The 13,692-nt window shown below is 64.7% G+C and carries 14 protein-coding genes; 12 read left to right on the forward strand and 2 right to left on the reverse strand.

Annotated elements, in window-relative coordinates; all coding sequences use genetic code 11:
- Positions 1-120: 120 nt before the first annotated feature.
- Together W911_RS11210 and W911_RS11215 are read right to left on the reverse strand one after the other, a co-directional pair.
- On the reverse strand, positions 121-1,434 hold the full coding sequence (locus W911_RS11210; RefSeq protein WP_023787657.1) for an NAD(P)/FAD-dependent oxidoreductase: 1,314 nt from the start codon (positions 1,432-1,434) through the stop codon (positions 121-123).
- Positions 1,435-1,461: 27 nt separating this feature from the next.
- Complete coding sequence (locus tag W911_RS11215; RefSeq protein WP_144083584.1) at positions 1,462-1,866, reverse strand: thioredoxin domain-containing protein; 405 nt, start codon at positions 1,864-1,866, stop codon at positions 1,462-1,464.
- Positions 1,867-1,923: 57 nt separating this feature from the next.
- On the opposite strand from W911_RS11215, the gene W911_RS17415 reads away from it, so the two are divergent.
- The 12 genes from W911_RS17415 to W911_RS11275 all read left to right on the forward strand — a co-directional run bounded on the left by W911_RS17415 (position 1,924) and on the right by W911_RS11275 (position 13,621).
- Positions 1,924-2,508, forward strand: a complete 585-nt coding sequence (locus W911_RS17415; protein WP_158412860.1) for a thiosulfate oxidation carrier protein SoxY — start codon at positions 1,924-1,926, stop codon at positions 2,506-2,508.
- Between the two features lie 2 nt (positions 2,509-2,510).
- The gene (gene soxZ / locus W911_RS11225; protein WP_023787660.1) at positions 2,511-2,840 is read left to right on the forward strand and encodes a thiosulfate oxidation carrier complex protein SoxZ; all 330 of its coding nucleotides are present in this window, start codon (positions 2,511-2,513) and stop codon (positions 2,838-2,840) included.
- Between the two features lie 141 nt (positions 2,841-2,981).
- Complete coding sequence (locus W911_RS11230) at positions 2,982-3,224, forward strand: CDGSH iron-sulfur domain-containing protein (RefSeq protein WP_023787661.1); 243 nt, start codon at positions 2,982-2,984, stop codon at positions 3,222-3,224.
- A 282-nt stretch (positions 3,225-3,506) separates the two neighbouring features.
- Positions 3,507-4,421 (forward strand): branched-chain amino acid ABC transporter permease, encoded by a 915-nt coding sequence (locus W911_RS11235; protein ID WP_023787662.1) that lies wholly within the window; start codon positions 3,507-3,509, stop codon positions 4,419-4,421.
- A 5-nt stretch (positions 4,422-4,426) separates the two neighbouring features.
- Positions 4,427-5,767 carry a high-affinity branched-chain amino acid ABC transporter permease LivM gene (livM, locus tag W911_RS11240; protein WP_023787663.1) on the forward strand — a complete coding sequence of 447 codons (1,341 nt, stop codon included), beginning with the start codon at positions 4,427-4,429 and terminating at the stop codon, positions 5,765-5,767.
- A gap of 8 nt (positions 5,768-5,775) precedes the next feature.
- Complete coding sequence (locus W911_RS11245; RefSeq protein ID WP_051388549.1) at positions 5,776-6,696, forward strand: ABC transporter ATP-binding protein; 921 nt, start codon at positions 5,776-5,778, stop codon at positions 6,694-6,696.
- Entirely contained in the window at positions 6,693-7,415 is a 723-nt protein-coding gene (locus W911_RS11250; RefSeq protein WP_041316491.1) for an ABC transporter ATP-binding protein, read from the forward strand. Before W911_RS11245 ends, W911_RS11250 begins: the two co-directional genes overlap by 4 nt.
- 12 nt (positions 7,416-7,427) lie before the next feature.
- Positions 7,428-7,799, forward strand: a complete 372-nt coding sequence (locus W911_RS11255) for a DUF6867 family protein (RefSeq protein ID WP_023787665.1) — start codon at positions 7,428-7,430, stop codon at positions 7,797-7,799.
- 181 nt (positions 7,800-7,980) lie between these two features.
- A complete protein-coding gene (locus W911_RS11260; RefSeq protein WP_081717708.1) occupies positions 7,981-9,102 on the forward strand; it encodes a branched-chain amino acid ABC transporter substrate-binding protein in 1,122 nt (373 codons plus the stop codon).
- A 92-nt stretch (positions 9,103-9,194) separates the two neighbouring features.
- Complete coding sequence (locus W911_RS17420; RefSeq protein WP_158412861.1) at positions 9,195-10,619, forward strand: branched-chain amino acid ABC transporter substrate-binding protein; 1,425 nt, start codon at positions 9,195-9,197, stop codon at positions 10,617-10,619.
- 702 nt (positions 10,620-11,321) lie between these two features.
- A complete protein-coding gene (purB, locus tag W911_RS11270) occupies positions 11,322-12,629 on the forward strand; it encodes an adenylosuccinate lyase (RefSeq protein ID WP_023787668.1) in 1,308 nt (435 codons plus the stop codon).
- A 56-nt stretch (positions 12,630-12,685) separates the two neighbouring features.
- On the forward strand, positions 12,686-13,621 hold the full coding sequence (locus W911_RS11275; protein ID WP_023787669.1) for a DMT family transporter: 936 nt from the start codon (positions 12,686-12,688) through the stop codon (positions 13,619-13,621).
- Positions 13,622-13,692: the final 71 nt, after the last annotated feature.

Below are 13,692 nucleotides of genomic sequence, written 5' to 3' on the forward strand. Positions count from 1 at the left end.
GAGAGCGGGCAAGATCGGACGGCTGTGGATATGTCCTGAGCAGGCCGGTGAGCAGCGTTGTATTTCCAGGGAAAAACGCAAGGTGTCGACATCACGGACAAAGAACGGTGCGTGCGCTTTTCAGTTCCGCACGCCGGCCTTCGCGAACATCTCGTCCGTCAGCGTCCGGTACCAGGCGATCCCACCGTCGTAGGTCGCTTTGCGCACACTCGCCGGTTCGCCAGGCGCCGAGATGAAGCTGTCGCGCGGGACCAGCACCGGCCGTCCGCGAAACTCTCCAGGCGCATAATCGGCGCCGATCCAGACGCTGTCGTCGGGCGCGAGCATCGACCAGCACGTGTTGCGGTAGACAGCGGGCGGACGCGGCGTGCCGGTGAGATCCGCGAGGATATGGCCGGCCACCGTCCGTGCTTGGTCGCTGGCGGAATAGGCGGACTTCGGCATGTCGGCGGCAACGGCCGCATCGCCAACGACGTAGACATGCTCCGCAAGCGTCGAGCGGAATGTCGCAAACTCGACCGGGCACCACCCGCTCTTGTCTGTCAGCCCGGCATCGAGCGCAATCTTGCCCGCCGTCTGGTCGGGAATGACATTCGCCACGGCTGACTTGAAGACGTCCCCGGATTTGGTGACGAGTTCCCCGGTCAGACCATCCACGCGTTGCAGCGCCATATCGTCGAGGTCGTTCGTCAGGTGAACTTCGAGGATACCTTTGTAGTATTTTGCGATCCCCTCCTCGAAGACGGCCTGTTTCGAGTAGGCCATTTTCGGATCGATCACGATCACCTTGCTCTTGGGCTTGGTGAGCTTGAGGTGGTGCGCAATGAGGCAGGCGCGCTCGTAAGGCCCCGGCGGACAGCGATAGGGATTGCGCGGCGGCGCGATGACGACGAGACCGCCGTCCTCCATCGCCTCGATCTGCGACCGCAGCGCCCGCACCTGCACGCCCCCGGACCACGCGTGCGGCATCACCTCGCGGGCCGCGTCGTCATAGCCTTCGATCTCGTCCTTCTTGAACCCGATGCCGGGCGCCACCACCAGCCGGTCGTATCCGATGCTGGCGCCGCCCTCCGTTCGCACTTCGCGGTTCGAAAAGTCGAACCCCACGGCACGGTCGCGCACCAGCGTGATGCCGAGAGCGGACAGGCCACCGTATCCGTGCGTAATCCGTTCGACCGGCACGAACCCGCCGAGGTAGTGGTTGGAGTGAAAGCAGCTCGTATAATCCTGCTCGGGCTCGATCAACGTGACCTCCAGCAGCGGCACTGCGCGTTTAAGCGTCACCGCGGCCGTGGCCCCGCCCGCTCCGCCGCCGACGATCACGACACGCGCTGCCGACGCGGCACGCGCACCGGCCGCACCGAACAACGGCAAGGCGGCAAGTCCTGCCGTGACCGCACGGCGGGTCATTTCACGACGGATCACATCGCGCATTGGCCGCGCGCCTCCATGGCGTTGAGATCAAGAGCCACGCAAATGGCCGGCACGCGCTAGAATATCCCGGAGATCGGAATAGAAATAGCTGGGCCCCGAATAGCCGGAGATGCGGCCCACTTCCCCGCCGCCATCCATCACGATAAAGGTCGGCGTATAGATGACGGGAGCGAGCCCCTGAAGCTCAGGCGCCCCGCGCGGCACACGCTTGAGCGGCGCGGCTGCCCCTTCCGGGCTTTTCGCATAGCCCTTGCCGACCGCTTCGTTCCATTTCTGGCAGAAACGGCACGCTGGATCGTCCACCATGATCAACTCGACGTCGGTGCTCCGCTCGCCAGCCACAGCCGGCAACACGGCTGCAAACGCCACGAGGACCAGCGCCACCGCAACCCTTGCTGCTTCTCCCCAACCGCCGCGCGATGGAAGCCACATGATTTGCACCTTCTTTTGCTCCCATGCTAGCAGTCCGAAAGGATGCCGAAAAGCACGATGACCGCGAGGCTTGGCCCCGCCGACAGGAGTGAAAAGCCAATCGTGACGTCCGCGACGAGACAACCGCCTCAACACATCGACCGCCGCGCGTTGCTCGTGACGGGCGCCGCCGCCGCTGTCACGGGCGCGCTCGCATCAAGCGACGCATGTGCGGGCGGCGTCGTCTCCGACCGCGCGGCCGCCGCCCTCGCCGATCCCGCGCCACTGATACCCACGGCGCAGTTCGAGAAAGCGTTCGGCGAAATCATCGGCAACGCTACCCTCGTCGAAGACGGAGCCCTTACGCTGGAGCTTCCGGAGGAGGCCGAAAACGGCACAATCGTGCCCTATCGCATCGGCGTCGAAAGCCCGATGACGGCCGAGGATTACGTGACGCAAATCCATCTCTTCTCGACGCAGAACCCGCAGGCCCGCGTCGCGACCTTTCATTTCACGCCGCTTTCCGGTCAGGCCGCCGTCCAGGGGCGGATGAGGCTCGCAAAGACGCAAGAGGTGATTGCCGTCGCCGTCACCTCCGCCAACACGCACCTCGTCGCGCGCCAGGTTGTCCACGTCGGCATCGGCGGCTGCGGAGAAGGGTGAGCATGATGAGCCCTTCCAAGCCCCGCGTTCGCCTGCCCGAGACCGCCGCTGTCGGCGACATCATCGAAATCCGCGCCCTCATCACCCACGTCATGGAAACGGGCAATCGTACGGATGCGGAAGGCCGGCGCGTCGCGCGCAACATCATTCACACCGTGACCGCCCACTTCGAGGGCGATCTGGTGTTCAAGGCCGAGCTGGGGCCGGGCATTTCCGCGAACCCGTTTCTCGCATTTCATATGAAGGTGCCCGGCTCCGGCGAACTCCGCGTCGCCTGGCATGACGACGACGGCGGCATCACCATCGAGCGCTATCAGCTCACGGTCGCGTGACGGACGATGCTGCCAGCCACCGCCCCATTTCGATTCGACCGACCGCGACCGGAAAATATCGCACCCACAGGGCTTGCCCGCGCCGCTTGAAGCCGGTACGCCGAAAGCCGGTACCGAAGACATTAAAAAGGGGCGCGCGCCATGGCCGAAGAACCCATCGTCGCACAGACAGGTCCGTATCAAGTCGATCTGGCCGAGGGAAAAGCGTATTGGTATTGCCGATGCGGGCGCTCGGAAAAGCAGCCCTTCTGCGACGGCAGGCACAAGGACACGGGGCTCGAACCGCTGAAGTTTGTCGCCCCTTCCACCGGCACGTTCAATCTGTGCGGCTGCAAAGCCACCGACGACGAGCCCTGGTGCGACGGCAGCCATAATCTGATCTAGGTAGCGATCTCTCTGCCTAAATCCACAGCATGTGTGCCCGACGGGCGCGCAACGCAGGGAAAGGGCGAAAAATCGGTTCCCTTTGGTGTCGCCCACGCTAGAGTCCACGGGTTTTTCAGTGACTCGCGGGACCGATAGGCTCACGAAATCACAAGCCGGGATTTTGGGGAACAAGCGCTCCCCGGCGAGGGCTACGAAACTGCGCGCGGGGGCGTGCAGCCATCGAACGGCTCTCCGCATGAGAACCCGTTCGTAGCGCCAAACTTGGGGGCAGGCCGCCGTATGGATTATTTCCTCCAGCAGCTCATCAACGGGCTTACGCTTGGCTCCATCTACGGCCTCATCGCCATCGGTTACACGATGGTCTACGGCATCATCGGCATGGTGAACTTCGCCCACGGCGACGTCTTCATGGTGTCGGCCTTCATCGCGCTGATCCTCTTCCTCATCCTCACTCAGATCCTCGGCATCGCCGCCATCGGCTTTGCGCTTCTCATCGTGCTCGTGCTCGGCATGGCGCTGACGAGCCTCTGGGGCTGGGTCATCGAGCGATTGGCCTATCGGCCCTTGCGAGGCTCGTTCCGGCTGGCTCCGCTGATCTCGGCTATCGGCATGTCGATCTTCCTGTCGAATTTCGTCCAGCTCATGCAGGGCCCGAACAACAAGTCGCTCGAACCCATCCTTTCGAACGTCCTCGTCATTCCGATGGGTGCCGGCACGGTCACGCTCGCGGAAAAGCAGCTCCTGATCATGGTGGTGACGGCCGCGCTGCTTGCCATCCTCTGGTATGTGGTCCAGCGCACGCCGCTCGGCCGCGCACAGCGCGCCTGCGAGCAGGATCGGCAAATGGCCGCCCTCCTCGGCGTCGACGTCAATCGGACGGTCTCGCTCACCTTCATCATGGGGGCCGCGCTCGCCGCCGTCGCGGGGCTTCTGTGGATCACCTACTACGGCGTCGTGAGCTTCTCCGACGGCTTCGTCCCCGGCATCAAGGCGTTCACTGCAGCCGTGCTCGGCGGCATCGGCTCTCTCCCGGGCGCCGTCCTGGGCGGGCTCCTGATCGGCCTCATCGAGACGTTCTGGTCGGCCTACTTCTCGATCGACTACAAGGACGTCGCGGCGTTCTCGATCCTCGCCATCGTTCTCATCTTCATGCCGTCCGGCCTTCTCGGACGCCCTGACGTCGAGAAGGTTTAGGCTCCATGGGACCGCTGGGGGACGCCATCAAGAAGGCCCTGCTTGCGGCCCTCGTCACCTTCGGACTTTCGTTTCCGATCGTCATTTTCCTGACGCGCGTCAACCTCTCCAACCAGCTCGTCCTTGAGCAACGCTGGTGGCTCGCCGCACTCTTTGCAGGCGCAGCCTTCATCATCACGTTCGCAATCGCCATTCTCCGCCCCGCCGGGGCCGAGCGCGCGCCGCTCACCACCGTGATGAGCACGGCCCCGCCTCACCCCATCATCCGCGAACTGCCGCGCGTAGGGCTTGTCTTCCTCATCGCCTACCCGTTTCTGGTGCTGGTCGCGACGGGGAATGCGGGCGCCGTCAAATGGATCGACAATTTCGGCATCCAGATCCTGATCTACATTCTCCTGGCTTGGGGCCTGAACGTCATTGTCGGCTTTGCAGGGCTTCTCGATCTCGGCTTCGTCGCGTTCTACGCGGTCGGCGCCTATTCGACAGGGCTGCTCGCGAAGACGTTCGGGCTCTCGTTTTGGATCCTGCTGCCGCTCGCGGGAATTTTGGCCGCCTTCTGGGCGCTCATCGTCGGGCTTCCCGTGCTTCGTCTGCGAGGCGACTACATCGCCATCGTCACGCTCGCCTTTGCCGAAATCGTCCGCCTCGTGCTGGTGAATTGGGTGCCGGTGACAGGCGGCTATGCAGGGGTTTCCGGCATCCCGGCTCCATCCATTGCGGGCTACACGTTCACGATGGGGCCGAACAATATCGCGACCGCCTTGGGGCTGCCCCCCTCGCCGCTCTACCGCTTGTTCTTCCTGTTTTACTTGATCCTGGCGCTCGTCGTGCTCTGCTACTGGGTGACGACGCGGCTGCGCACATTGCCTGTCGGGCGCGCGTGGGAAGCGATGCGCGAGGACGAGATCGCCTGCCGCTCGCTCGGCATCTCCATCGCGAAGACCAAGCTTTCCGCCATGGCGGCCGGCGCGTTCTTCGGCGGGCTCGGCGGCGCGTTCTTCGCAAGCCGCCAGGGCTTCATCAGCCCGGAAAGCTTCGTTTTCATGGAGAGCGCGGTGCTCGTCGCCATCGTCGTGCTCGGCGGCCTCGGCAATATGATGGGCGTCGCAATCGCCGCCGTCGTCATGATCGGCGGGACGGAGCTCCTGCGCGAGCTCACCGTCTTGAAGCGCATCTTCGGCCAGGATTTCGACCCCACGCAATACCGCATGCTGCTGTTCGGCTTAGCGATGGTCATGATCATGGTCTGGCGGCCGAAGGGGCTCATCGCCTCGCGTGAGCCGAGCGTGCGGCTCGGCACCGAGCCGCCACCGCGCACCGGCCCCGTCACCGTTCCGGCGGAGTGACCTGAACCATGCGCTGGAAAACAGATCCCCTCCTCGTTGTCGATCACCTCTCCATGCGCTTCGGAGGCCTCGTCGCCGTGAACGATCTCTCGTTCACGGTGGGGCGCGGGGACATCACGGCCCTGATCGGCCCGAACGGCGCCGGCAAGACGACGGTCTTCAACTGCATCACCGGCTTCTACAAACCCACCAGCGGGCGTATTGCGCTCGCCCACGGCGGCGCAGCGAGGCCCGACGCCATCGACGCGCTCACCGGCTCCGACCGTCGCCACACCCACGGCGAGAAGCCCGAGCTGTTCCTGCTCGAACGCATGAGCGACCACGAGATCTCAGCCACCGCCCGCGTCGCGCGCACGTTCCAGAACATTCGCCTTTTTCCCGGCATGACCGTCCTCGAAAACCTCATCGTCGCACAGCACAAGACGCTGATGCGCGCGTCCAAGCTCAGCATGGCGGGTTTGCTCGGCCTTGCGAGCTATCGCGCGGCCGAGAAGAAGGCGCTCGACCTCGCGCGCGCCTGGCTCGACGTCGTGGACCTCACGGACCGCGCCGATATGCCGGCGGGCGAACTACCCTATGGTGCGCAGCGCCGGCTAGAAATCGCGCGCGCCATGTGCACCAATCCCGTGCTGCTCTGCCTCGACGAGCCGGCCGCCGGTCTCAACAATCGCGAAAGCGCGGAGCTGACGCGCCTGCTTCGCGGCATCCGCGCGCAAACGGGCGTCTCGATCCTGCTCATCGAGCACGACATGAGCGTGGTGATGGACATCTCCGACCACGTCGTCGTGATCGAGTACGGGACGAAGATCGCCGACGACACGGCCGACGCCGTGAAGAACGATCCGAAGGTGATCGCCGCCTATCTCGGCGTGGAGGACGAGGAGGAAGCCGAGGCGGTGGCCGCCGTCACCGAGGAGTTCAAGCCATGAGCGGCCCTCTTCTCGCCATCGACGGCGTCTCGGCCTTCTACGGCAACATCCAGGCGCTCAAAACCGTCTCGCTCGACGTCAACCGCGGCGAGATCGTCACCCTGATCGGCGCCAACGGTGCGGGTAAATCCACGCTCATGATGTCGGTCTTCGGCAATCCGCGCGCGCGCGAAGGCACGATCCGCTTCGACGGCCGGCCCATCGCGCATCTCTCGACGCACCACATCGCCCGGCTCAACATCGCGCAGGTGCCTGAGGGACGCCGCATCTTCCCGCGCATGACCGTGTTCGAAAACCTGCAGATGGGCGCGGCCTTGACCGGCGGCGATACGTTCGACGCCGACCTCGAACGCGTCTGCACCCTTTTTCCCCGTCTCAAGGAGCGGCTGACCCAACGCGGGGGCACACTCTCGGGCGGCGAGCAACAGATGCTGGCCATCGGCCGCGCGCTCATGAGCCGCCCCAAGCTCCTGATGCTCGACGAGCCGTCGCTTGGCCTCGCACCGCTGATCGTCAAACAGATCTTCTCGACGTTGGCCGATCTCAACGCGGAAGGCATGACGATCTTCCTCGTGGAGCAGAACGCCTTTCACGCGCTGAAACTCGCGCATCGCGCTTATGTGATGGTCAACGGTGCGATTACGATGACCGGCTCCGGCCGCGAACTGCTCGCCAAACCCGAAATCCGCCAAGCCTATCTCGAAGGCGGACGGCATTAGGAGGCGACGCACATGCTCGAAAACGTTCTCGCAATGCTCGGCTACGCGCTCCCGCCCAACGGAAGCGTGGTGCCCTTCCTGCTTCTGACACTGGCGGCAGGCGGCGGGGCCGCATGGCGCACGGGGCAAGCGGTGGCGGAACGCTGGGGCGAGTTGTGGCCGGTCGCAGCCTATACGCTGCTGATAGCCGCCGCCGTCCGCTTCCTCCATTATGCCCTGTTCGATGCCGAGCTGCTCTCGCTTGCGAGCTACGCCATCGACGCTGCGATCCTCATCGCGATCGGGCTCATCGCCCATCGCGTCCGCCGCACCCGTCACATCACGGAGCAATATCCGTGGATGTTTGTCCGCACGAGCCCTATGACTTGGAAATCCAGACCATGATCGTTTCAGGCCCTCATCAGCCTCAAACGTGAATCATCGGTCTCACTCAAGAGACCACCCCGAAGGACGAACGCCGAAGGGCGTGACTCCGCCTCGTTTTCGAGGGACAACGTCGCCACAACTCGATTGCGCCGCACGGGGAACGCGCCGCGCCGCGCCGATGCCGGAAGGAGAACGTTTCATGCGCCTGATGAGATTTGCAGGAGCCCTTTGTGTCGCCCTGGCGCTGGCATCGTGTGGGGAAAGCGAGCAGCGGCTCAAATTCGGCCTTGCCGGACCGCTCACCGGGCGCGACGCCGTGTTCGGAGCCCAGTTGCGCAACGGCGCCGACCAGGCCGTGCAGGACATCAATGCGGCGGGCGGCCTCAACGGCCAGCAGATCGAGCTGATCTTCGGTGACGACGCCGGCGACCCCAAGCAGGGCCGCTCGGTCGCCAACACGTTCGTGGGCGAGGGCGTGAGCTTCGTCATCGGCCACTTCAACTCCGGCGTCACCGAGCCTTCGTCCGACGTCTACGCCGAGAACGGCATTCTCATGATCACGCCAGGCTCCACCAACCCGCGCATTACCGAGCGCGGCCTGACCAACGTGTTCCGGATCTGCGGCCGTGACGACCAGCAGGGCAAGGTCGCGGGCGAATACATCGCCCAGCACTTCAAGGACAAGCGCGTCGCCATCGTCCACGACAAGACGACTTACGGAAAAGGCCTCGCGGACGAGACCAAGAAGGTCATGAACGGCCTCGGCATTCAGGAGGTGCTCTATGAAGGCGTGAACACGGGCGAGCGTGACTTCTCCGCCCTCGTGTCGCTGATCCGCCAGTCGAACGCGGATCTCGTCTATTGGGGCGGCGTTCACACCGAAGGCGGCGCAATCCTGCGCCAGATGCGCGCCGCAGGCGTCAATGCCGTCCTGATGGGCGGCGACGGCATCGCCACCAACGAATTCGCGGCCCTCGGCGGCCCGGGCACCGAAGGCACGCTGATGACGTTCGGCCCCGATCCGCAGAAACGCCCCGAGGCTCAGGCGGTGCTGGAGAAGTTCGCAGCCCGCAACTTCCGGCCCGAATCCTACACGCTCTACTCCTACGCCGCCGTGCAGGTCATCGCCCAGGCCGCGACCGATATCGGCTCGCTCGATCCCGCAGCCGTGGCCAACGAACTGCGGACCGGCGGCAAGACCTACAAAACCGTGATCGGCGACATCTCCTTCGACGACAAGGGCGACGTCACGCGCATCGACTATGTGATGTACACGTGGAAGACGCAGGCGGACGGCACCATCGGCTTCGTCGAGAACTGACGACGCCGGAAACGGCCGAGATCGAGGAGCGAGCGGGCATGTGGCGCGGGAGCCTTTCTCTCTTGTGCCGCAGGCGCTTACGCCGCCTCGCCATGCACGTGGCCACAAGTACGTTGGCGCTCTTCGTTTTCGATCTGCCAGCCGCGGCGGACATCCGCGTGGGTCTCGCAGCGCCGCTCTCGGGGCCGATGGCCCCCATCGGCCGCGCGATGCGAAGCACGCTCGAAGCGGCGATCCGGGAGGCCAACACGTCCGGCGGGCTCTCGGACAAGCGGCTCACGCTCGTCGTCGCGGATGACGCCTGCTCAGGCGCCACGGCCGAGCAGGCTGCCGCATCCCTGATCCAGGACCGCCCCGCCCTCGTCATCGGCCACCCGTGCTCCGGCGCGGCAACGAGGGCCGCGGCCCTCTACCGCCAGGCGGGCGTGCTTCTGATCGCCGTCGATGCGCGCCATCCCGACGTCACGAAGGGCGGCGCGGCCGACCCGCTCGTCCTGCGCCTTGCGGGACGCGACGACCGGCAGGGCGACGCGGCCGCGCGCTGGTTGATCCAACATGCACCCGCCGGGCGCGTCGCCATCGTCCACGACCGCACCGCCTACGCCCGCGCCATCGCAACCCGCACGAAAGCCATCCTGGACGCAGCCAACGTCGGCTCGATCGTCGATCTCGGCATCGTCGCGGGAAAACGCGACTATCCGGAAATCGTCACAGAGATTCGCGCCGCGCGCGCCGAGGCCGTTTTCTTTGCCGGCTTTCCCGACGAAGCCGCCATCGTCGCGGCCGGCTTGGCCGAGAACGGCCCCACCATCCCGTTTCTCGGCACGGACAGCCTCGCCACACCCGGCTTTGCGGACATCGCGCGGCGGACGCCCAATCCCATTCACGTCCTCCTGCCATCGAATCCGCATGCGCTCGCGTCCGGCGCGGACGCCGAAGGCACCCCGCGACCGTCATCAGCGGCCCACATCACGGCTCCGCAGCCCGCGCGCAGGCCGCGCTCGAAGCCTGGCTCGCGATGGCAGGGCGCATGGGCACAACAGACGCGAAATCCGTCGGCGGCGCGCTTCGCGACACGCCTATCGAGACGCGCACGCTGGGCGTTCTCCGCTTCGACAAAAATGGGGATCTGGTGGGGGACGCGTTCGTACCGGCGTCGGCAGCAGCCGTCGGTTGGGTGCGGGAACGGTAGCGGCTTGCGTGGAACCGAACGCCGAGGGCCATCGTTCACGCCACGGCCGGGGAATAAACCCGCCGGCCCATTCGTTTTCAAAGCATGGCCAGCGCAGTGGCCAACCAACAATGGCCAGAGCCGCCGGCAAGCAAAAGGTTTGGCGGCCGGCGAAGCATTCGAGAGCGGGCTCCCTATCGAGCCCGGACCCCGACATGCGCAACGCGCTGCTCAATCGGCGTCGCGACGTTCAAAATGGATTGAGGATCAGCGTCCCTGGGATTCGATCAGGCATTCGCGGGCCAAACGACGCTCCATGAGCGTGAGCGGCTCGGGCACCTGTTGACCGCGGCTGCGATAGGAGCGGATGCGCTCCAGCACCAAGGCGTAAGACCGGCGGGGGTCGTCGAGTTCCTCAAGACGATGATTGAGCTCAGCAATCTCCGCCTGCATTTGTTCCGTCATATCTCCTTACCTCTGGTTTCGCCGCGTATTTTGTCCGGCATTCGCGTCAGATCCCGGCGCAAAGACAATCCATACTTGGTTACTAAACTTTCAAACCCCGGTATGGGATCGGCATTACGTGTTCAGATTACCTGGATCGGGGCGAGTTTGTGATGACAAATTCGCAACAGTTGTGTTTCCAGCTCGTGTCTTCCCTTGGCGTGAGGCTTGATCAAACACCGGAATATGGCCCGATAGCGGCGCTTCCTGCTCACGTATTGTTGCGCAATATTGCATCACGCGACTGTGGCGAATGCGCCGCAGCAATTTCTACCAACCTGACTCACAGTCCTTTTTCAAAGTTTACGTCCTGGAAATGCGGAAAGAATTTTGCGGTGCACTCTAAAACCTGCAGAATGCTGAATAGCCTGGAATTCCGGCCGTGAAAGCCCTCTCCGCGCCGTCACATGACAGCGACACGACATAATGTCGCAACCGGCGTCCTGGACCGCGGCACCTCCGGACACGCGGCCTTGCCCCGCAATTGAAGCGGCGCGCCCCCTCTGCTAGGCCCTTCCCACGCTTCGAGCCCAAAGAGATCAAAATGATTCCCCGTTATACGCGCCCTGAAATGGCATCCATCTGGACGCCCGAGACACGCTTCCGCATCTGGTTCGAGATCGAGGCCCACGCGGCCACCGCCATGGCCGAGATCGGCATCGTGCCGAAGGATGCGGCACGCGTGATCTGGGAGAAGGGCTCCGAGGCCGTCTTCGACACTCAGCGCATCGACGAAATCGAGGCTGTCACGAAGCACGACGTCATCGCATTCCTCACCCACCTGGCCGAACTCGTGGGACCGGAAGCGCGCTTCGTGCACCAGGGCATGACCTCGTCGGACGTGCTCGACACCTGCCTCAACGTGCAGCTCGTCCGTGCCGCCGACCTGCTGATCGCCGACGTCGACCGCCTGCTCGCCGCGCTGAAGGCGCGCGCGCTTGAGCATAAGAACACCGTCACCATCGGCCGAAGCCACGGCATCCATGCCGAGCCGACGACATTCGGCGTCAAGCTCGCCTTCGCGTACGCGGAATTCGCCCGCAACCGCGAACGCCTCGTCGCCGCCCGCCGCGAGGTCGCCACCTGCGCTATTTCGGGCGCCGTTGGAACCTTCGCCAACATCGATCCCTCGGTGGAAGTCTATGTCGCGGAGAAACTCGGCCTCGAACCGGAGCCGGTCTCGACGCAGGTCATCCCGCGCGACCGTCACGCCATGTTTTTCGCGACGCTCGCGGTCGTCGCCTCGTCGATGGAGCGGCTTGCGACCGAGATCCGCCATCTTCAGCGCACCGAGGTGCTCGAAGCCGAAGAGTTCTTCTCGGCCGGTCAAAAGGGCTCGTCGGCCATGCCGCACAAGAGAAATCCGGTACTGACGGAAAATATCACCGGCCTCGCCCGTATGGTGCGCGCTTACGCGCTGCCCGCGATGGAGAACGTGGCGCTCTGGCACGAGCGCGACATCTCGCACTCCTCCGCCGAGCGCATGATCGGCCCCGATGCGACCGTGACGCTCGATTTTGCACTGAACCGCCTCGCGGGCGTCATCGAGAAGCTCGTCGTGTACCCCGAGAACATGCAAAAGAACCTCGACAAGCTCGGGGGCCTGCACAATTCCCAGCGCGTGCTGCTCGCACTCACGCAGGCCGGCGCCTCGCGGGAGGAGTCGTACGCCCTTGTCCAGCGCAACGCGATGAAGACATGGGAGCACGGCGCCGATTTCCTGGCCGAGCTCAAGGCGGACGCGGACGTGACGGCGAAAGTGCCCGCAGCCGAACTCGAAGCCCTCTTCGACCTCGGCTATCACCTCAAGCACGTCGACACCATTTTCGCGCGGGTCTTCGGCGAAGCATAACGAGCTTCGCCCGCGCGGGCTCGGCCCTACCGGCGCACTCATGGGGTCGCCCAAGCATGAACCGCCCGCTGACCACCCTTGTCGGATATGGCTGTGCCGCCCTCGGCGCAGCCTTTTTCTCGACCAAGGCGATCTTCATCAAGCTCGCCTATCAGGATCAGCTCGACGCCTCGCTGTTCCTTGCTTACCGCATGATCTTCGCGACCCCGGTGTTCGTCGCCATCGGTCTCTGGGCCTTGGCGAAGCGCCTGGCGAAAGGCGAACCCGCACCCGATGGGACCAGCGTCGCCTGGGCCTGCTTCGTGGGTTTCGTCGGCTATTACATGGCGTCCGCCTTCGACTTTGCGGGGCTTCAATACATCTCCGCCAGCCTCGAACGCCTCGTGCTGTTCACCTACCCGATCTTCGTGATGATCATCGGCGCACTGTTCTATGCCGAAGCCATCACGGCGTTCGGCGTCGCAGCCGCCGTCGTGACCTACGCCGGCCTCGGCGTCGTGTTCGCCGTCGATTTCCCGGTGGGCGGACGCGACACGGCCCTCGGCACGGCCCTCGTTCTCGGTGCCGCGATTTCGTTCGCGTGGCACCAGATCCTCGCCAAGCGCGTGATCTTGCGCCTGGGGCCGGCGCTCTTCACGAGCATTGCGCTGACATCCGCCGGCGTCTTCTGCGTACTCCATCATGTCGTCTTCGGAAGCGGCGATTTCACCGCCACGCCGCGCTTCCTTTGGCTTGCCTTCGGCTGCGCCATCGTCGCGACCGTCCTGCCGACGTTTCTGATCAGCGCGGGCCTCGCGCGCGTCTCGTCTCAGGCCGTCTCCATGATCGCGACGGTCTCGCCGCTCGTCACCATCGGGCTCGCCATCGCGATCCTGCACGAACCGTTCACGGCCCCAGACGCGTTCGGTGCTGCGCTCGTGCTGCTCGGCGTCGGCCTCTTCACGTGGGGCGACAGCCAGCGCAAGCAGCCGCCAACCTCGTCCGCGGAATAGGCAACCGAGCCTGCGAGCGCGCCGCCGCACCGCCGCCCTGGCGAAGGCCATGATCGTCCGAACATGTGTCG

The organism is Hyphomicrobium nitrativorans NL23, from assembly GCF_000503895.1.
In the GTDB taxonomy this organism is placed as follows: domain Bacteria; phylum Pseudomonadota; class Alphaproteobacteria; order Rhizobiales; family Hyphomicrobiaceae; genus Hyphomicrobium_C; species Hyphomicrobium_C nitrativorans.